The sequence below is a fragment of the Spirochaetota bacterium genome (assembly GCA_038043445.1).
Lineage (GTDB): Bacteria > Spirochaetota > Brachyspiria > Brachyspirales > JACRPF01 > JBBTBY01.
Map to the genome: position 1 here is coordinate 69811 of JBBTBY010000066.1, position 18319 is coordinate 88129.

The 18319-nt window shown below is 53.9% G+C and carries 20 protein-coding genes; 5 read left to right on the plus strand and 15 right to left on the minus strand.

What is annotated here, in order from left to right; genetic code table 11:
• Positions 1 to 3: 3 nt before the first annotated feature.
• Genes AABZ39_10280 through AABZ39_10330 form a run of 11 tightly spaced genes read right to left on the minus strand, consistent with a single transcriptional unit; the run spans position 4 to position 8267 of the window.
• Complete coding sequence (locus AABZ39_10280; protein MEK6795155.1) at positions 4 to 1800, minus strand: Na(+)/H(+) antiporter subunit D; 1797 nt, start codon at positions 1798 to 1800, stop codon at positions 4 to 6.
• Positions 1790 to 2059, minus strand: coding sequence for a hypothetical protein (locus AABZ39_10285; protein ID MEK6795156.1), 270 nt, complete (start codon positions 2057 to 2059; stop codon positions 1790 to 1792). The genes AABZ39_10280 and AABZ39_10285 overlap by 11 nt, the downstream gene beginning before the upstream one ends.
• The gene (locus tag AABZ39_10290; GenBank protein ID MEK6795157.1) at positions 2056 to 3528 is read right to left on the minus strand and encodes a monovalent cation/H+ antiporter subunit D family protein; all 1473 of its coding nucleotides are present in this window, start codon (positions 3526 to 3528) and stop codon (positions 2056 to 2058) included. The genes AABZ39_10285 and AABZ39_10290 overlap by 4 nt, the downstream gene beginning before the upstream one ends.
• Before the next feature lie 2 nt (positions 3529 to 3530).
• Positions 3531 to 3857, minus strand: coding sequence for an NADH-quinone oxidoreductase subunit NuoK (gene nuoK, locus AABZ39_10295; protein MEK6795158.1), 327 nt, complete (start codon positions 3855 to 3857; stop codon positions 3531 to 3533).
• Entirely contained in the window at positions 3854 to 4387 is a 534-nt protein-coding gene (locus AABZ39_10300) for an NADH-quinone oxidoreductase subunit J (GenBank protein ID MEK6795159.1), read from the minus strand. Before AABZ39_10300 ends, nuoK begins: the two co-directional genes overlap by 4 nt.
• Positions 4384 to 4827 carry an NADH-quinone oxidoreductase subunit I gene (locus AABZ39_10305; GenBank protein ID MEK6795160.1) on the minus strand — a complete coding sequence of 148 codons (444 nt, stop codon included), beginning with the start codon at positions 4825 to 4827 and terminating at the stop codon, positions 4384 to 4386. The genes AABZ39_10300 and AABZ39_10305 overlap by 4 nt, the downstream gene beginning before the upstream one ends.
• Positions 4824 to 5831, minus strand: coding sequence for an NADH-quinone oxidoreductase subunit NuoH (gene nuoH, locus AABZ39_10310; GenBank protein ID MEK6795161.1), 1008 nt, complete (start codon positions 5829 to 5831; stop codon positions 4824 to 4826). The genes AABZ39_10305 and nuoH overlap by 4 nt, the downstream gene beginning before the upstream one ends.
• 4 nt (positions 5832 to 5835) lie before the next feature.
• Positions 5836 to 6945, minus strand: coding sequence for an NADH-quinone oxidoreductase subunit D (locus AABZ39_10315; protein MEK6795162.1), 1110 nt, complete (start codon positions 6943 to 6945; stop codon positions 5836 to 5838).
• Entirely contained in the window at positions 6929 to 7387 is a 459-nt protein-coding gene (locus tag AABZ39_10320; protein MEK6795163.1) for an NADH-quinone oxidoreductase subunit C, read from the minus strand. The genes AABZ39_10315 and AABZ39_10320 overlap by 17 nt, the downstream gene beginning before the upstream one ends.
• On the minus strand, positions 7384 to 7890 hold the full coding sequence (locus tag AABZ39_10325) for an NADH-quinone oxidoreductase subunit B family protein (protein ID MEK6795164.1): 507 nt from the start codon (positions 7888 to 7890) through the stop codon (positions 7384 to 7386). The genes AABZ39_10320 and AABZ39_10325 overlap by 4 nt, the downstream gene beginning before the upstream one ends.
• Positions 7860 to 8267, minus strand: coding sequence for an NADH-quinone oxidoreductase subunit A (locus AABZ39_10330; protein MEK6795165.1), 408 nt, complete (start codon positions 8265 to 8267; stop codon positions 7860 to 7862). The genes AABZ39_10325 and AABZ39_10330 overlap by 31 nt, the downstream gene beginning before the upstream one ends.
• 131 nt (positions 8268 to 8398) lie before the next feature.
• Here AABZ39_10330 and AABZ39_10335 point away from each other — a divergent pair, with 131 nt between their 5' ends.
• Positions 8399 to 8803 carry a DUF1761 domain-containing protein gene (locus AABZ39_10335; protein MEK6795166.1) on the plus strand — a complete coding sequence of 135 codons (405 nt, stop codon included), beginning with the start codon at positions 8399 to 8401 and terminating at the stop codon, positions 8801 to 8803.
• Positions 8804 to 8825: 22 nt separating this feature from the next.
• Positions 8826 to 9488, plus strand: coding sequence for a YceI family protein (locus tag AABZ39_10340; protein ID MEK6795167.1), 663 nt, complete (start codon positions 8826 to 8828; stop codon positions 9486 to 9488).
• Positions 9489 to 9556: 68 nt separating this feature from the next.
• Here AABZ39_10340 and AABZ39_10345 read toward each other — a convergent pair whose 3' ends face one another.
• From AABZ39_10345 to AABZ39_10360, 4 genes are all read right to left on the minus strand, one after another.
• Positions 9557 to 10255, minus strand: coding sequence for a hypothetical protein (locus AABZ39_10345; GenBank protein ID MEK6795168.1), 699 nt, complete (start codon positions 10253 to 10255; stop codon positions 9557 to 9559).
• A 137-nt stretch (positions 10256 to 10392) separates the two neighbouring features.
• Positions 10393 to 11847 (minus strand): porin, encoded by a 1455-nt coding sequence (locus AABZ39_10350; GenBank protein MEK6795169.1) that lies wholly within the window; start codon positions 11845 to 11847, stop codon positions 10393 to 10395.
• A gap of 149 nt (positions 11848 to 11996) precedes the next feature.
• Positions 11997 to 13016, minus strand: coding sequence for a HAMP domain-containing sensor histidine kinase (locus AABZ39_10355; GenBank protein MEK6795170.1), 1020 nt, complete (start codon positions 13014 to 13016; stop codon positions 11997 to 11999).
• A complete protein-coding gene (locus AABZ39_10360) occupies positions 13009 to 13593 on the minus strand; it encodes a response regulator (protein MEK6795171.1) in 585 nt (194 codons plus the stop codon). Before AABZ39_10360 ends, AABZ39_10355 begins: the two co-directional genes overlap by 8 nt.
• Positions 13594 to 13952: 359 nt before the next feature.
• Here AABZ39_10360 and tpiA point away from each other — a divergent pair, with 359 nt between their 5' ends.
• From tpiA to AABZ39_10375, 3 genes are all read left to right on the plus strand, one after another.
• On the plus strand, positions 13953 to 14714 hold the full coding sequence (gene tpiA, locus AABZ39_10365) for a triose-phosphate isomerase (GenBank protein ID MEK6795172.1): 762 nt from the start codon (positions 13953 to 13955) through the stop codon (positions 14712 to 14714).
• A 69-nt stretch (positions 14715 to 14783) separates the two neighbouring features.
• The gene (locus AABZ39_10370; protein ID MEK6795173.1) at positions 14784 to 15788 is read left to right on the plus strand and encodes an aspartate-semialdehyde dehydrogenase; all 1005 of its coding nucleotides are present in this window, start codon (positions 14784 to 14786) and stop codon (positions 15786 to 15788) included.
• Positions 15789 to 15874: 86 nt separating this feature from the next.
• On the plus strand, positions 15875 to 18295 hold the full coding sequence (locus AABZ39_10375) for a PEP/pyruvate-binding domain-containing protein (protein MEK6795174.1): 2421 nt from the start codon (positions 15875 to 15877) through the stop codon (positions 18293 to 18295).
• Positions 18296 to 18319: the final 24 nt, after the last annotated feature.

Below are 18319 nucleotides of genomic sequence, written 5' to 3' on the forward strand. Positions count from 1 at the left end.
CCCTCACCGGATCACAATGAATGCAAGCAATACGAGAAACACTGCGAGGAGCACGGCGAGCATCAGCAGCCCCGTCTGTATCTGCCCCGGCTGCAGTTTGCGGACAACATCGCCGAAGGAGCGAACTGATGCGGCTGTTCCATCCACGACCCCGTCGATTATCTTCGCATCGAAGACGGATGCGGTACGCGCGGTCAGCGACATCAGGAAAAAACCGACAGCGCGATACGCTTCATTCACCATGGTGTCAAACCGCTGAGCGGGTTTTTCCGCAAGCCAGAGAAAAATGCGGCCGCCGTTGCGGTAGAACCAGTCGAGGTCCACGCTTGTCGTCGCATGCGGCTCAAGGATCTTCAGGCAGATGAAAAATCCGAGCGCAGTGAACGCGAGTATCTGCATCGTCTCTGCGATGTGATATCCCGTATACGGATGAAAGTCCATCGCGAACGGGAGGAGACGATAGAGCGCGTCGGGGAAGCATCCGATGCCGATGCAGAGTGCCGCCGTTATCGCCATTGCAAGGTTCATGTTCCACGGTGCGTCTTTCGCTTTCTCGCGGATGTCGGATGTGCAATTGTCCTTTCCGAACCAGATGAAGTACGGCACTTTCAATCCGGTGTGAAGGAATGTTCCCGCCGAAGCGACGAGGAGGAGCATCCCCGCCCACAGGCGATGATCCTCGAAACTTGCGGCGACTATTATCGATTTGCTCACGAAGCCGCTGAAAAGCGGGAACGCAGAGATCGATAATCCCCCGATGAGCGTGAACAAAAATGCAAGCGGCATTTTCTTATACAGACCGCCGAGCGCGCTGAAGCGGCTTTCTCCCGTCATGTGCAGCACGGCGCCGGTTCCCATGAAGAGAAGTCCTTTGTAAAGAATATGTGCGAATGCGTGTGCGCATGCACCGTTGATCGCGAGCTCGGTGCCGAGACCGACCGCTGCGACCATGTATCCCACCTGGCTTATGATGTGATATGCAAGAAGTTTCCTGCTGTCATTCTCAAGCACGGCATAGACGACACCGTAAAGCGCCATCGCCACACCGAGTGGAAGAAGTATATCCATCCCCGACACGCTCCGTATGAGAGCGTACACGGCTGTTTTCGTCGTGAACGCGCAGAGAAATACCGAACCGGTGACGGTCGCTTCCGAGTATGCATCGGGCAGCCACGCATGAAGCGGCGGTACGGCGGCATTGAGCAGGAATCCCGCAGCGATGAGATAGGTGGAGATATCGGGATTCGCGACTGACAGGTGATCGAAGGCGAACGATCCCGTCGCTTTCCAACGGAGGAGTATGCCGGCAAGGAGCGATAATCCGCCCGCAACGTGGACGAGGAGATATCGATAGCCTGCGCCCTCGGAGCGGGCGGAACGGCGGAGCCATATGAGGAACACCGAAGAGAAGGCCATCATCTCCCAGAAGATGAAAAGCGTTATGAAATCGCCGGCGAATATCACACCGAGCGATCCGGCGACGTATATCCATGAAGCTGTATGGTGACCGTTCTCTTTCACATGAAGTCCGTACACCGTGCCGAGCAGGGCCATGATGCCCATGATAATAGCGAAGATCTGGCTCAGGCGATCGACGCGCCCGAAGATGAGATCGAGCCCGAATGTATGAAGCGTGCCGAATATGCCCGGGCCGGTGATCTGCATCGTGATTATGCGGACAAGTACAAGGAGCGGTACGATGATGAGATACGCTGTCCGAATTTTTTTCGGGATGAGCGGCAGAAGCAATGCCCCTGCGATCAGGATGAGCGAGGGATGAAGCCAGAAGCTACTTGTCATAGTAGTCCTCCCGCTTTGACACACCGATGATGCCGAGAAGTTTTGAGACAACAATTATCACAAGGCACGATACGAGACCGAATATCGCCCAGAATGCCGGGAGTTTTTCGATATCGGCATGCGTGTGCGTTCTATCGACGAGCGTGCTCAGCCCGACAAGCGCCGCGAGGAGCACGACCGAAACGATGATGACGATGCGCATATGCTTTTTCATCATATCGATGACGCGTACGATGATATTCGATGGGTCATTGCTCATTGCAGTACCGCCTTGAGGAACGGAGTGAAAATATCCGGATAGAGACCGAGTGCGAGAGAGAGCAGTGCCGTGATGGAAAGTGGTATCACCATGCGAAGGTCCGCCTCACGCAGTCCGTTCGGTGCTTCGGCCGGTTTTCCGAAAAATGCGCGCACGACGATCGGAACAAAGTACGCGGCGTTGAGCAATGTGCTGACAAGAAGAACGGCAAGCAGTATCGGCTGACCCGCCGCCATAGTGCCGATGAGAAGCTGCCATTTTACGGCGAAACCGCCGGCCGGTGGAACGCCTATCATCGAAAGCGATGCGATGGCGAACGCCGCGAACGTGAACGGCATCACGCGTCCAAGCCCGTTCAGTTCGGATATCTTCCTTCGATGGGTCGCAACGAATATCGCGCCCGCGCAGAAGAAAAGCGTTATTTTCGCGAAAGCATGGCTCGCAATCTGCAGTATGCCGCCGGATATCCCGGCAGTGGTGAGAAGCGCCGCGCCGAGTATCACATACGCGAGCTGGCTCACGGTGGAATAGGCAAGCCGCGCTTTGAGATCGTCCTTGGAGAGCGCGATCACCGATGCGGCGAGTATCGTGATAGAGACACAATATGCGGTGGGGATCCCCAAGTTGAACGCCTGCATCGTATCGGTGCCGAAGACATAGAGCATGACGCGGACGGTTGCGAACACGCCCACTTTGACGACGGCGACGGCATGGAGCAGCGCGCTCACCGGTGTGGGGGCTACCATGGCGCCGGGCAGCCAGCCGTGAAGCGGCATAAGGCCGTTCTTCGCGAAGCCGAGTATACAGAAAATGTAGAGCACCGTAACGAGAATGCGATGCGAACCTTTCGGCAGGATGCCCGTGTGTATGTTCGTGGCGAAGTCGAGAGAACCGGCGAGCATGAATACGCCGACCAGGGCGGGAAGCAGGAAGAATTTTGCGGCAGCGGTCAAATAAGCGATGTATTTTTTACCGCCCTCATATCCCTCCGTATCCTGGTGATGTGCGACGAGCGGATACGTCGTAATGCTCACGATCTCATAGAAGAGGAAAAGCGTGAACAGATTATTGGAGAAGGCGACGCCCATGGCGCCGAATATCGCAAGCGCGAAGCTCGCATGAAAACGCGTCTGTGCATGCTCTTTCAGGCCGCGCATGTAGCCGGTCGAATAGAACACGGCGAGTATCCAGAGGAATGATGCGACGAGCGCGAACATCATCGAAAGCGCGTCCGCGCGGAGCGTTACGCTCATGCCGGGGAGTATAGAGAAAACAGGAACGACGGTCATTGTGCCGCCGAGAGCAGCAGGTATAAGCGAGAGCACGGCAAGGAATGTTGCTGTCGCTGCGATGCAAGAGATGGTCTCGCGCACGTTCGGATGCTTTCGCGCGATCAGTACGCCGAGCGCTCCGGCCAACGGTGACAGTACAGCGATGGCGATTCGTATTTCAGTAGGCGGTAGTACCATGATCAGCCTTTCATGTCCTGCGTGTCCTCACCGGCGATGGATCGGAAATGACGATATACGCCGACGACGATGCTTAATCCTATTGCGGCTTCCGCAGCGGCTATGCCCATGATAAAGAGCGTGAATACCTGCCCGGCTATCGCGTCCGCGGCCCCGAATCGGCTGAACGCCATGAAGTTAAGCGATGCGCCGGCGAGTATCAGTTCGCTTGCGATGAGCATGCCGATGAAGTTCCTCCGGCGAAGCAGACCGAACAATCCTGTGACGAACAGCACCGCGCCGATGATAAGGTACACGCTCAGTTCGCTGGTAAGGGTCGTGAATGTCATGTTTTCGTTCTTCCTTCGCGCGCAACGATGATGGCGCCGAGTATCGCGGCAAGGAGAACCAGCGATATCATTTCAAAGGCGAGACTGTACGTCGACAGAAGGGCGCGTCCTATCTCTTCTACGCTTCCCATGTGTTCGGCGGTGGCGGCTCGCGGCCAGGGCACTTTTATCGCAATCATCGTGAACGCCCAGAGTATCGCGGCGGCGGCGGGGATGGCACCGATGGTCAGCAGCGTGTTCTGACGGCTTCGCTTTGCAAGCGCATCCCCCTCTGCGAGCATTATCCCGAACATTATCGTTATGCATACCGCGCCGATATAAATGAGTATCGCCATAAGCGCGAGGAAAGGGCTGTCGAGGAAATAGAAAAGTCCGCCGAGGCCGGTGAAGCAGAGCGCAAGCCCGGCGACAGCGCGTATGAGCCGCCGTGCGAGCACAGCAATGAGCGCACCGAGTATTGTGATGAGCACGAATCCCAGGAAGGCGATGGTGGCCATTACCGGGAGCGTGAACAGTATCGTTATGTTCATGACCGCCCCTTGCGTACGCGTTCAAGAAGATCGTATTGAAAATCCGCTTTGTTCGTGCTTGCCTTATTGTATTCATCGGAAAAGACGAGCGCATCGAATTTGCAGCTTTCGACGCATAAGCCGCAGAGACTGCATTGTGTGAAATCAAGATGATACGTAGCGAGCGTACGGCCCGGGCGGTTCTCCGCTTTCACGCCGGTAAGCGCTATGCATTTCGACGGGCATGCTTTTTCGCAGAGCATGCACACGGTACATTTCGGCTCGAGTTTTTCATTATCCCAGGTCAACGCAATGCGTCCGCGGAAATTCTTCGACATCGGTATCGACTTTCGCGGGTATTGGACGGTTATTGCTGGCTTCAACATCTGCTGGAACGTGATCGAAAGCCCGACGAGCATGCTCCAGAAATCGAGTATGACAGTGGTGATGTGACGTATCATGGGCCGAACACCTTTATCCAGAATCCCGTAAGAAGCAGATTGCCGAGCGTGAGCGGAATAAGCGTTTTCCATGAGAGATTCAGGAGCGAATAGAACTGTGTACGCGGGAACGTCCAGCGCACCCATATGACGAAGAACACAAGGAAGTACAATTTCGCCGCGAACCACCACACGCCGGGGAAGAAGCCGAAGGGATCATGCCAGCCGCCGAGGAAGAGAATGACGGCAAGTGAGCAGCCGACGACGATGTTCGCATATTCGGCAAGGAAGAACAATCCCGATCCCATCCCGGAGTATTCCGTGAATGCGCCCGCGATCAGTTCGCTTTCCGCCTCGGCGATATCGAACGGCGTGCGATTCGTTTCGGCAAGCATGCAGATGATGTAGACGATGAAAAGCACCGGCAGAAGCGGCGATGCGCTGAAGCGGAACATGTTCCAGTGCCAGAACGCACCGGCCTGCTGATCGACTATTGTCGTGAGGTTCATCGTTCTCGTGATGAGTACAACGGTGACCACGGATATGAGCATCGGTATCTCATATGCCACGTTCTGCGACACCGCACGCGCAGCGGATATGATCGCGTATTTATTCCTGCTTCCCCATCCGCCGACGAGAAGCCCGAGGATAACGACGGTGGTGAACGCATAGACCATGAGTAAACCGATGTTGATATCGCGTGCAAGGAGTCCCGGGGCGAACGGAATCGCGACGAAGCTCATGAGTGCGGGAATGATGGCAAGCGCCGGTGCGGCAAGGAAGAGCATGGTATCGCCGCCCTTCGGGGTGCGGAACTGCTTCGCGAGAAGTTTTATCACGTCAGCGGGTATCTGCAGAAGACCGAAGGGGCCGACCTCTTTCGGACCGATGCGTCGCTGAATACGCGCCATTATCTTTCTTTCGCCCCAGCCGAGTATGACCGCGTTGAATATCGCGAAGGCGAGAAAGCCCACCACATAGAGGGCGAAGCGGATGAATGTTTCGATAGAGAACGGCAACTGCATTGATCTACCTGTCTATTTCCGGGATAACGAGATCGAGACTGCCCATGAAGGCGAGCATGTCGGCGAGGAGCATTCCCTCGACGACTTCGGGTAAAAGACTGAGATTGGACAGACACGGCGAACGAAGTTTCATGCGGTACGGCGTATTGCTGCCATCACTCACCATGCGAATACCGAACGCGCCGCGCGGCGTTTCGACGGCCTGATAGAAATCGCCGACTGCGGGTGTAAGCGTACGCGGGACTTTGCCGTTGCGGTAAGCACCGGCGGGGACGTTCTTTACCGCCTGCTCGATGATGCGAAGCGACTGCTCCATCTCCTCCATCTTCACGGAAAAACGCGCCATGGAATCGCCGTCCGTGCTCATGGGGATATCGAAATCATAGCGCTCATAGCCGCTGTAGGGCTCGGCCTGCCGAACGTCGTGTTTCACACCGCTCGCACGAGCGACAGCGCCGGATGCTCCGTATGAACGGCACATCTCAGGCGTGATGTTCCCGATGCCGACGAGACGCTCTTGGAGGATGGCATTTCGGCTCACAAGCGCATGGTACATTTTCAGCCGCGTACGCATGTAGGGAACGATGTCGCGTACACCGGCAATGAACGTATCATCGATATCGCACGATACACCGCCGAAGCGCAGATAGCAGAACGTAAGACGCGAACCGGTGATGCTGTCCATCATATCGATTATCTTTTCGCGGTCGTCGAAGATATAGAGCATCGGCGTGAACCCGCCGAGGTCGACGATGAGCGCACCGAACCAGAGGAGATGACTTGTGATGCGATTGAGTTCCGCCATGATAACACGGATGACGGTCGCGCGTTCCGGGACTTCTATCCCGCAGGCCTTCTCGACAATAAGACAATGCGCGAGACTGAACGATATCGCACCGAGATAATCGAGCCGGGAGAGATTCGGCAGATACTGCGCGTATGTTCTATTCTCCGCCATTTTCTCATGCATGCGGTGAATATAGCCGAGCACGGGTTCCGCGTTGACGATATACTCGCCGTCCATCGTAAGTTTGATGCGAAGCACGCCGTGAGTAGCAGGATGCTGCGGCCCGAGATTGAGGACGAATGTTTCTTCTTTATGTTTGGTGTACATCGTTCGCCTGCGCACCGTAGTCTTTTCTGAGCGGATGATAGTCGGCATCTTCGGCCAACAGCAGCGGTGTGTGATCCGCAAGGCCTTCGAAGCGTACGCCGAAGAAATCATGCGCCTCGCGTTCATGCCACGCGGCGCCGGAAAATAGAGAGGATATACTTTTCGCTTCAGCACCGTCACGACCGATACGGACACGCAGAACGGCACGCTCGCGGCGGTCACTGTGGAAAAGATCGTAGACTAATTCGATATTCCCCTGCTCGGGCCAGTCGACACCGGTTATCGTTTCAAGCGTGTACCCCGCATCGGCGAGCACCCTGGTCGCATCAATTATCCTTTCGGTTACGATGAGCGCATCGAGATGCCACCCTTTTTCCGTGTACGTCACAAAACGCGGTGTGTGGACGGAAAGCGGTGTAAGCAGCGACACGATATCGTTCATTTCTGCGCTCCCGATTCCACGCGGGGGAATCGCCGCTTGCCGGTGAGTTTTTCTTCGAGCGTTAATATACCTTCGATGAGCGCCTCGGGACGCGGGGGACATCCGGGTATATATACATCGACCGGTATGAGCTTGTCGATGCCTTCGATGATGCCGTATTGTCCTTCGAACACGAACGGTCCGCCGGAAATAGCGCAGTTGCCCATAGCGATGACCCATTTCGGTTCGGGTATCTGATCATACAGCGTTACGACCGAAGGCGCCATTTTTCTGCTTATGGTGCCGTTCACGATGAGCACATCCGCCTGACGCGGCGACGGGCGGAACACTTCAGCGCCGAAACGCGCGATATCGAAGCGCGATGCCCCGGTAGCCATCATCTCGATGGCGCAGCAGGCAAGACCGAAGGTGAGCGGCCATAGTGAATTCGCCCTGCACAGTGAAAGCAGGTCGTCAAGAACGGCGAGTTGTATCAGCCCTTCCGGAATTTCCTGCGGTTCCATGTGAATACATCCTTTTTCCAAGCATAGATGAGAACGAGCGAAAGTATGCCGACGAAAACAGCGAGTTCGATAAGATCCTGCCAGCGGTACTGCGTGTTATAGACAACGGCGACCGGGAATAGAAAGAGGACGTCGACCGCGAACGCAATGAATATGAGCGCATAGAGATAGTATACGGCGCCGTAGCGCATCCATGCATCGCCGATGGGCGGCACACCGCATTCGACGATCTGCTCGGTGCGGTTATCGTACTGGCGAGTGCGCCTCGGAGCGATGAGCTTTGAGATGATGATCGGCGAAACGACCACGACCACTCCGCCCAGGAACAGTGCGATGATATAAAGCAGATCTACTGCTGCATCAGATGATATTGACATAGAGTTCCAATGACTACTAAATCTATAGAGTATAATATGTAAAAATCCCGGAAAAGCAAGCCCATCGCTTGACAATTCCTATGTAATTAGTAGTATATAAGCAGTCATAATCTTGCGGTCAGGATGGAATCATGCTGGTAAACACACATTTCAATGTGTTGGCGTTTTGCACCGCCATCGCAGCGCACGTGGTGATCGGACTTCTGTGGTATAGCAAACTGCTGTTCGCAGAAACATGGGCGAAAGAATCGAGCACTGCCCGGGAGGGAAAGGGATTCCCGCTCCTCTCCATGGCGGGGCAGTTCATTTCAACGGTGTTGTTCACGCTGGGTATCTATCTGGTCGTATCTCTCGGCGGGTTCTATACTATAAAAGGCGCCGCGCTGGCTTCGTGCATCGGCGTCATCTGTTTTGTTCTCCCTTTGAACACCGGGACTTTGTTCTTCAAGAGAAAACCAAGGCTCTATTTCATTGAATCCGGTTATCAGGCATTGGGAGTCTTTGTTTCAACGTTCATTCTCGCACTCTGGAAATAAGCGCCTCGCGTCAGGTTCACCGATGAAAAGGTCAGTAAAGGGCAAAACAATGGTTGAGCAGAAAAAAGCGATGAGCACGAACGTGCTGCGGTCGGCGGTCATCATTACACTGTACTGCGTATCGGCGGCGTGGGTATACGGTGCCGCTCAAAAATCGTATGGACTTGCACCGGTGAGCGGCAGCAGAATATGGCTCTCCGGCACATCAACATTGCATCCCTATACCAGTATAGCATCGAATTTCAGCATGAGAGCCGGTGTCGCATTCTCGGGCGTGCGGAGTTCGGTGCCGGAGGTCGTTACATTGTCCGTAAGCATTCCCATAACGAATCTCAAATGCGAAATAGGCGGTCTTGATAATAATCTCTATGAAACGATGAAGTACAAGGAAGTACCGAATATAACGTTCACCATACGGAAATGCGAACTATCGATGGATCCGAAGAACACGAATCGATACATTGTCCTTGCCAAAGGAGATCTTGCAATTGCCGGTAAGGACCGTGAAATTACGCTCAATGCTGTCGGCGAGCTCACCGATAGAACATTGAAGATATACGGTACAAAAGATGTGCTTATGACCGATTTCGGGATATCTCCCCCGTCGTTGATGTTCGGGCTCATCGTTTGCGGTGATAAGATCTCGGTAGGCTGGGAGCTCATCTTCTCGGTGCAGATGAATTAATATCAATGGGCAATAGAACGTACGCTCCGCATGCAATCCGGTACGCCCCGTAACCGATATGAACGATTTCAGCGTTCAGTACGGATGGAAAGATGATCGCTGTTCATAAGTGTATTGCTCGCTGCGGATGAAGTGTTCATGACGGGTTCCGCCGCAAGGGAAAGGTCCCATTTCACGACGATCCTGTCATCGCATACGATCAGACCGAAAAAGAGATTCGGCGGGGTAATGCCGAAATCCGACATGGAAAGCTCTTTTGCACCGCTCACCCGTGTCGTGTTCGAGATGTCGGCTATGGTATCGATTGAGATGATCTTTTCTTTCCCGGCGATCTTTATGACGCCTGTTGCCGTTATGCTGTATCGGTTCGTGATCTTTGCATCCGGCTCAATGATATATCTCGTTAAGCGAAACGAAATGAAAGGGTTCTCCCGTGATTTCATCGTCTCGTACAGGAATGGATCGAGGCCGATCGTTTCTGACTTAAGGTTCGTTACCGGTATGGTGAGGAAGATGTTGGTTATCTGCGATTCCTGTATGGTCTGTAAAGACGCCTCTTCCGGCTTTTGACTTGCCCTTGCTTCGCCCAATTCCAGGCTGAACATAGTGGCTTTGCTTTCATACGGCATGAACGAAGATGTCCCTTCTATCCAGATCCGGCTCCCGCTGTGTATGGTGAGGCGGACAGCGTTCGTCGCACCCATTCCGGCAGACACGAACACCGCGCTCACGATCGCGATACATGTTATCACTTTCACGGTCCGCATGCGTTCACGCCTCCCGGCACCATCATGCATCATTCATCAGGAACATCCCCGACCCCCTGCCCGGTTGACGTGACAGGGAGCGGGGAATTCTTCATTGCATAACTGAAAAGAGCGCTTTGATCGACCCTTTCGTATCGTTAAAACGTAAACTGCATTTGACCGCGTAGCACTACAGGGTTCTCGATAAGGAAATTACCCGTCGATACCTGATTCGGCATGAGCAGTATATTGTACGATCCGTTGTTCTTTTCCCAGGCGACAAGCGCATTCCTCTGGAAATTCACTTCGAACATGCACTTTACATCGAAAGCCGTGAACGTTACCACCGGTGATATCTCATGCATCAGTGTCTGCGGGATGGAAACATACGATGTCGTTGTGCTGGTATTGACGGTCCAATTCGAGCTGGCGGCATTCGTCGTTACGTAGCTCGATGTTGTTGTCACGGCATTCTGCGCGCCATTCGGGGTGTTGAGCAGCGAGTAGCGTATCCCGATGCCGACATTCTTTATCATGGGCAGCGGAGTCGTTTTCAGCGTTATCATGGCATCTACGACACCGCCCCACATGGTAAGCCCGACAGCGGCATTGCCGAATTGGCCGTAATTCGCCTCCGCGCTTGCATTCACTTCAACATCTTTCATTACCGGTATTTTGACCGCCGCATCCGCACCGTACTGGAAAAATATCACGGTGTCATAATAGGCCGTGGACGTTCCTAATGGATTCCATTTCGGGTTGAGAAGCAATCCGGTGCCGTATTGCGCCGTATAGTAGCGCGTTCCCAGCGACGAACCGTGTCCGATGCGTGAGTTTTTGTAAATAACGGCGCCGTTGAGATATGCGGCATACTTTATGCCTTCATCCGCATCACCATGCCCGGGCGTAAACGCATCCTTGTCAAGCCCGTTGTTTATGCCGATACGACCCGTCAGCATGGGAAGCCCCAGGATCTCCGGGAGGTAACGCTGCGGAACATCGATCCCGCCGCCGGTAAACACGCCGAGAGCGCCGGAAAAGAGGCCGATCTTGCTGTGAACTGCGAGACCGACATCGCGCCCGAGGTCGAAGCCGATCGTGTTCATTGAGAAATCGACGTTTTGCTTGGTGGTCTCCACGGTCAGGCGTTCACGGCTGTAGGGGACGAGGAATTGCCCAAAACGCAGTTGGAGCGCATCCCCGAAGAAATGGACATTGCCGTATGCATCAAGCAGTGAGAGTATTGAATTCACACTTGATGATGACGACGGTATCATCTCTCCGCCGAAGGCGAGTTTCATGCGATAGTCCACCATTTTAAACCTGCCGTTGAAATCCAAGCGCGCCTGTTTCAGGAACATCGTAACGCGTCCGATGTCTTTTCCCACATTATTCGTCGCTTTGATATCGAACATCGTCGCATTCGTCCCCACGACCCCCGCTTGGTTATTTGAGAAAGCGGTGTTGTTCGGGTTCAGATCGTCGGTAAACTCGTCAACGACAAGCCCCTGGATCGTACCGTCGATGTTGAATTGCACATCCTCATTCGAGATGACCGTGATCGCAGAGAGCGAGACCGCTGCGAACGACAGCATAAGCAACTTTCTGATCATAAGAGAAACTCCTCAGGAATCATGGTATTACTATATATCCTATAGATATTATAGTAATTGTAGTTATTATACTAATGCTACGCAAAAAAGGCAACAAGGAAATGGAAATTTGTCGTTTTTCAGCCCATAGGGAAGTATGCCAAAGGGGGCTATACCTTCTCTTTCAGGGTGAACGAGAAGGTGCTGCCTTCCCCCAATACGCTGTTCACCTGAATATCGCCGCCATGCTGCTGCACGATGTTCCTGCTTATGGCAAGACCGAGGCCGCAACCGCCGTATTTTCGCTTGCCGGACGAGTCAACCTGATAGAATTTGTCAAATATCTTGTCACAGTGATCTTCTGGGATGCCGATGCCGGTGTCGGATACCCGCAAGGTGATCGTCCTGTTGGTTGTGTCCCGTTCAGATGCGATCACCACTGCTCCGCCATTTTTGTTGAATTTTATGCCGTTTTCCAGAAGATTCACGATGACCTGCAATAGCCGCGCCTCATCCCCTATGATGAGCGGCAAATCACTCGGAAGGCGGTTTTCCAGTGATATACCCGATTTCCCGGCGGACAGCGCAAGCGAAGCGACCGCCTTCTGTACAACGGTCTTCATGTCAGCTTCGGTCAGCTGAACCTTAAAGTCACCGCTCTCTATTTTTGTAACGTCAAGAAGCTCCTCGATCATATGGTTGAGGAATTCAGCTTCCCCTTCACTTATCGATAGGAATTCCTTCTGGTTCTCGCTCAATGGCCCGGCCCGGCCTGTTCGCATGAACGTTATATATCCGAGAATGGTGGTCAGCGGCGTGCGTAGCTCATGGGATATCATCGATAAGAAATTCGATTTCAGCCGGTCAAGTTCGCGGATCCTTCTTTCTTTCGTATGGCGAACGGTGCCCATAGCACCGAAAATAACCCCGAAAAGCAACGGATGGAACAGGAAAAAAACGTGAATCGGATACGAGGCAATGACGGTCATGACATTCGTGACGGACAGCGCAAGATGAGCGATATGCAGATGCATGCCGATAGTGACGAAGGGAATGGGCATGCCCCATAAAATACCGAAAAAGCAGTACCAATTTCTCCGTACATTATACGTCTCGGCTTCCCCGAGCGCCTTGATGAATTCCCTCACAATGAGCAGGAACGATCTCAGATCGATGAACAATCTAACCATTCGCGCTCTCGAAATGCAGATGTTTTTTCACCATGGCGATGATATCGTCGCTTTTGAACGGCTTGGCAACGTGATCGGTGATGCCGGCGGCTTTCATCTTGTTGAGTTCATCGGGGTTCTTGAGGACGGTCACGGCGATGATGGGAATATCCTTTGTGCGCTCATCAGCACGCAGCCTGCGGCATACCTCAAAGCCGTCCATGTCCGGCATGAGAAAATCGAGAAGGATGATGTCCGGGGTGGTGCTGGAAACGACCATGCCCGCATGAAAACCGCTTTCCGCCGTTACAACCTCTAAATAATCTTCACCGGATACTATCATCGAGATCATTTTCAATATCTTCGGGTCATCATCGATGATCAATACCCTGAATTTGTCCGATTGTGACAATTCCGTCGGGATCGGCATATTATTTTTCTTCATCAGCTGAAGGATATCGTTCTTTTTAATGCGCCTGTGCCCGCCCGGCGTGGTATATGCCGGCAGGAGGCCGTCCTTTATCCAGTTGATCACCGTCGCCGGGTACACGTTGCAGAACCTGCTGACCTGATGTGTGGTAAAAATATCCTTTGTCATTTACAGGATATAGTACATATCGCGATCGTTTTGTCAAACATATGCCGTTTCGTAAGCGATCTTTGCCCGTGCTCATCGGACGGGTGTATACACCCCGAATCATCACGTAAGAAAATAAAACCACGGAGGGCACAGAGAATGTATGAGAATGCAATGAAGCGTATGGAGGACAATGCGCAGCAGGTATCATCTTTCGGGTGAAAATGTTCAGCTGCCCTTCCGTTCTTTCTCGGCCTTTTCTCCGTGATCTCCGTGGTTTCTCTTTATCCTTATGTGAGGATTTGGGTACACTTTTATTATTGCATTTTCTCGTCAATCGGATATATTATCGCCGTTCAATTATTTCGAAGGATTCAGGTATGGCACGCAAAAAACTCATCGCCGGCAACTGGAAGATGAACAAGACCCCGGATGAAGCGGCGGTACTCGCGAAAGAACTCGTCGAGAAAGCGAAGGGTGTGACCGATCGCGACATCATGATAGCCCCGGTGTTCACCGCGCTCGCGAAAGTGAACGATGTCGTCAAGGGGACGAACGTCAAGCTCGGCGCGCAGAACATGTACTGCGAGGACAGCGGCGCCTTCACCGGCGAAATAAGCGCGGACATGCTCCTGGCGAGCGGCGTGACCCATGTCATTCTCGGCCACTCAGAGCGCCGTTCCATTTTCAAGGAAGATGATGCGCTCATCAATAAGAAAGTGAAAAAAGCGCTTGTCAAAGGGCTTGTCCCGGTATTCTGTGTCGGCGAAACGCTTGCCGAACGCGAGTCCGGCAAGGCGGAGGCCATCGTCGGCGACCAGGTGAAAAAAGGACTTGAGGGCCTGGCGGAAGCGGATGCGAAGAAGGTCGTCATTGCGTATGAGCCCGTATGGGCGATAGGCACCGGCAAGACTGCAACGCCGGATGATGCGGACGCCATGCACAAGCATATACGCAGCGTACTGTCAAAGGTATACAGCGGCGCCTTTGCGGACGCCATGGTGATATTGTACGGCGGATCGATGAACGATAAGAATGCGGATGAGCTCCTCAACATGCCCAACATCGACGGCGGGCTTGTCGGCGGGGCGGCGCTCAAGTCCGACTCGTTCGCACGCATCTTCAACTACACGAAAAAATAATATCCGGGGAGACCCGGAACTGCCGCGCACCGAGACGCGGCCGAACAGAACACAAAGAGGAGTATACGTATGGCCAAACAGATGAATGTAGCGGTTGTCGGCGCCACCGGAGCGGTCGGCGTGGAGATGTTGAAGACACTTGATAAGCGGAATTTTTCCGTCGGCGAACTTTTCCTTTTTGCGAGCGCGCGCTCCAAGGGGAAGAAAATGGAGTATCGCGGGAAGAAGTATCCTGTCGAGGAGCTCGTGAAGGGATGTTTCGCGGGAAAGAAGATCGATGTTGCGCTCTTCTCGGCCGGTGCCGGGCGCTCGCGCGAATTCGCGGATGAAGCCGTCAAGGCGGGCGCCGTCGTCGTCGATAATTCGTCCGCGTTCCGCATGGACCCGAACGCGCCGCTCGTGATACCGGAGATAAATCCCGAAGATATAAAAAAGCACAAGGGGATCATCGCCAATCCCAACTGCTCGACTATCATCATGCTCATGCCGCTGTGGCCGCTCCATACGGTCAACAGGATAAAGCGTATCGTCGTTTCCACCTATCAGGCGGCAAGCGGCGCAGGCGCACAGGCCATGGCCGAGCTTGAGGACCAGACACGCGACGTGCTTGCCGGCAAGCCCGCTGTGCCGAAGATAATGCCGCATCGCTATGCGTTCAATCTCTTCAGCCATAACACCAAGATAGCTGAGAACGGATACAACGAGGAAGAGAACAAGATGGTGAAGGAGACATGGAAGATATTCCATGACGATTCCATCAGGATATGCCCCACCTGCATACGTGTGCCGGTGCTCCGCGCGCACAGCGAGAGCATTGTCGTTGAATTCGAACGCCCGATGTCAGTGAGCGATGCGAAAAAGCTTCTCTCCGCTGCGCCCGGTCTAAAGATCGTCGATGACCGCGAGAAAAATCTGTTCCCGATGCCCATCGATGCTACCGAACAGTATGACTGCCTCGTCGGCCGCATACGCGAGGACATAAGCAACCCGAACGCGCTCGCGCTCTTCGTTGCCGGGGATCAGCTCCTTAAGGGCGCGGCGCTCAATGCGGTGCAGATAGCGGAATTGCTGTAAGCAGCGATAGGCACACCGTGCATACGCGCCTGTTCTCGTACGGTCGATGTCAGCTCTGAGCAGATCCCGTTTGCAGGGGAGACGTCATGGATGCATGCACGGCACAGTTACATGAGATCGATGATGAAATATCGCGATGGGGGACGAAAGCGGTCTCTCTCGGGAAGCTGATACGCGCAGGGTTCCCGGTGCCGACCGGTTACTGCATCGACAGCATGATGTTCCGCGAGTATCTTCATCACAACAACATCTCTACGGACCGGAACATCATCCTCCGTGAAGCTGACCGCATACGGGAAAAGATCATCGGCGGCGAACATCCTCCGGAACACCGGCGCCGCATCGATATGATATTCGATACGCTGTCACATGTCAGCCGCGAACTCATCGCGCGATCATCATGTCCGCTGGAGGACGGTGCCGATTTCAGCGGTGCCGGTCTGTTCTCGTCGCACGGTGGTATTACTTCGCGGGCTCTCCTCGTACATGCGATAAAGCAATGTTATGCGGCGGCATTTTCCGACCGGGCGCTTTCCGCACTTCTCGACCGGTACGGATATCTTCCTGACATAACCATGCCTGTCATCATTCAGGTCTATATTCCGGGCACGCTTTCCGGGGTTGCTTTCACCTGCGATACGAAAGAAGCCCGTGACGACCGTGTAGTCGTGAATTTCACGAGAGGAGCATGCACCGGTATCGTTGAAGGAAGCGCCGAGAGCATGCTCGCTGTTCTTGAAAAACAAGATGCCGAGAGCGGTATACAGGTTATTGAGCGCAGTAATACCGATGCCACCTCGCTCACCACAGTGCGATCATGCGTTCCCACCTTCCTGAAGATCGAGCGGACGCTTGGCGATCACCAGGATATCGAATGGACATTTGACGGGAATACGCTTCATATCCTTCAATCGCGCCCGGTCACGACGTTCAAGCGGCAACCGGAGCGGCCGGCATGGTTTACGGACAGCGATGGCCCATGGAAACAGAACGCATTACTGTATCCTCTACGCCCGCTCGAAATTGAAGCGGCACTCGCCGGGGCACGGGGGACATTTCGCATCGCGCAGGAACTCGGCTATGCATCGATGAGCAGCCGCACCGAAGCATGGAACGGATTCCTCTACTCATTGCCGGTACCGCTGCCTGAAAAAACCGGCCGCGCAGCATTCGAGAACATCGTGGCGTCGCTCGGTGCACAGGGAAAAAACGCTTATCACGATCTTGCGCTACTGGAGATCGGATCATTGCAGCGTCCGATAATTGCACGTCTGAAAAAAAAGAACGATCGCCGCACTATACGTGGTCTCATCCCGAAGGCGATCGCGCACATCGATGCAAGCGCATATGGACATTGGAAAGCGGTATGGGGATTGTGCTATATCGAGGGGGCTCCTGCAGACCAGCGAACGATCGAAAATGATCTGCCGGGGTTTCATGACGTGTTCTCTGCAGCGGAGCGATTTGACCTGCTCTATATCCCGAGCCTTGAGAGTATCCGCCGCAGAAAGCTGCTGCAGATGGCCGCTCTTGTCCAGCGCACGGATCTGGCGCGATTATTCGATGCCATGCCATATGACAGAATAGTCTACGCGCGTTTGCCGCGGACACATGACGGCAGAAGGCTCCTCCATCTGATCGAGGCATATATACGCCGCTTCGGCATGTATCAGACCTATGGCGACTATCGCCTACCGTTCTCTTTCACCGCATTGATATCTCCGCATCTTGTCATCAGTGAGCTTCGGGACATGCTTCGCACAAAGCGTGCGATACCGGTCTCCGCTGATCGCGAGATCGCATCCCGTCAAAAGGCGCTGTTCAGGAAATTACGCTCGCATTACCCGAACATACCGCTGCGGGAGCTTTCACGCATCGTACGCCAAGGCCGCCGTGCGTTCCAGGTGCGTGACGACCACGGCATTCACTTCGACAGCGCAAAGAACGGCCTTTTTGTCTCCGCATGTCATGCGGTCGGTCGTGTGCTGTCGAGATGCGGCGTGATAAATGATTGGCAGGATATCTTTTACCTCTCATCGTCTGAGATCGAAGGACTTATCAGCGGGAATGCTATTTCCCCGGAACTGATCAACGAAAGAAAAGCTGCATACAGGGCGCATCGATGTACGCTCCCGCTTGCTACGGCGGATACGAACGCTGTTCCGACATGCGAGACCAAAGCATCACCCACTGCCGTTCTCTCCTGCCAAGCGACCATGAATGCACGGGTCGAAGGATATGCGTGGATAGCAGGAAAGGACCCGAAGCCGGACCAAGAGAGCATCATCCTGATCGTTGCGCATGAACGGGCTCTGCCGATAATGCCGTATCTTTCGCAGATACAGGCGCTCGTCATCGATAATGGTTCCCCATATTCACATCTTGCGATAACGACACGGGAGTACGGCATTCCTGCGTTCTACAATACAAAACATGCGTGCAGCATTGCGAACGGGCAGAAGATCGTGCTCGACGGCGCATCAGGCACACTGACTATGTTGACATAATTCCCCATCTCGATTACTATGAAA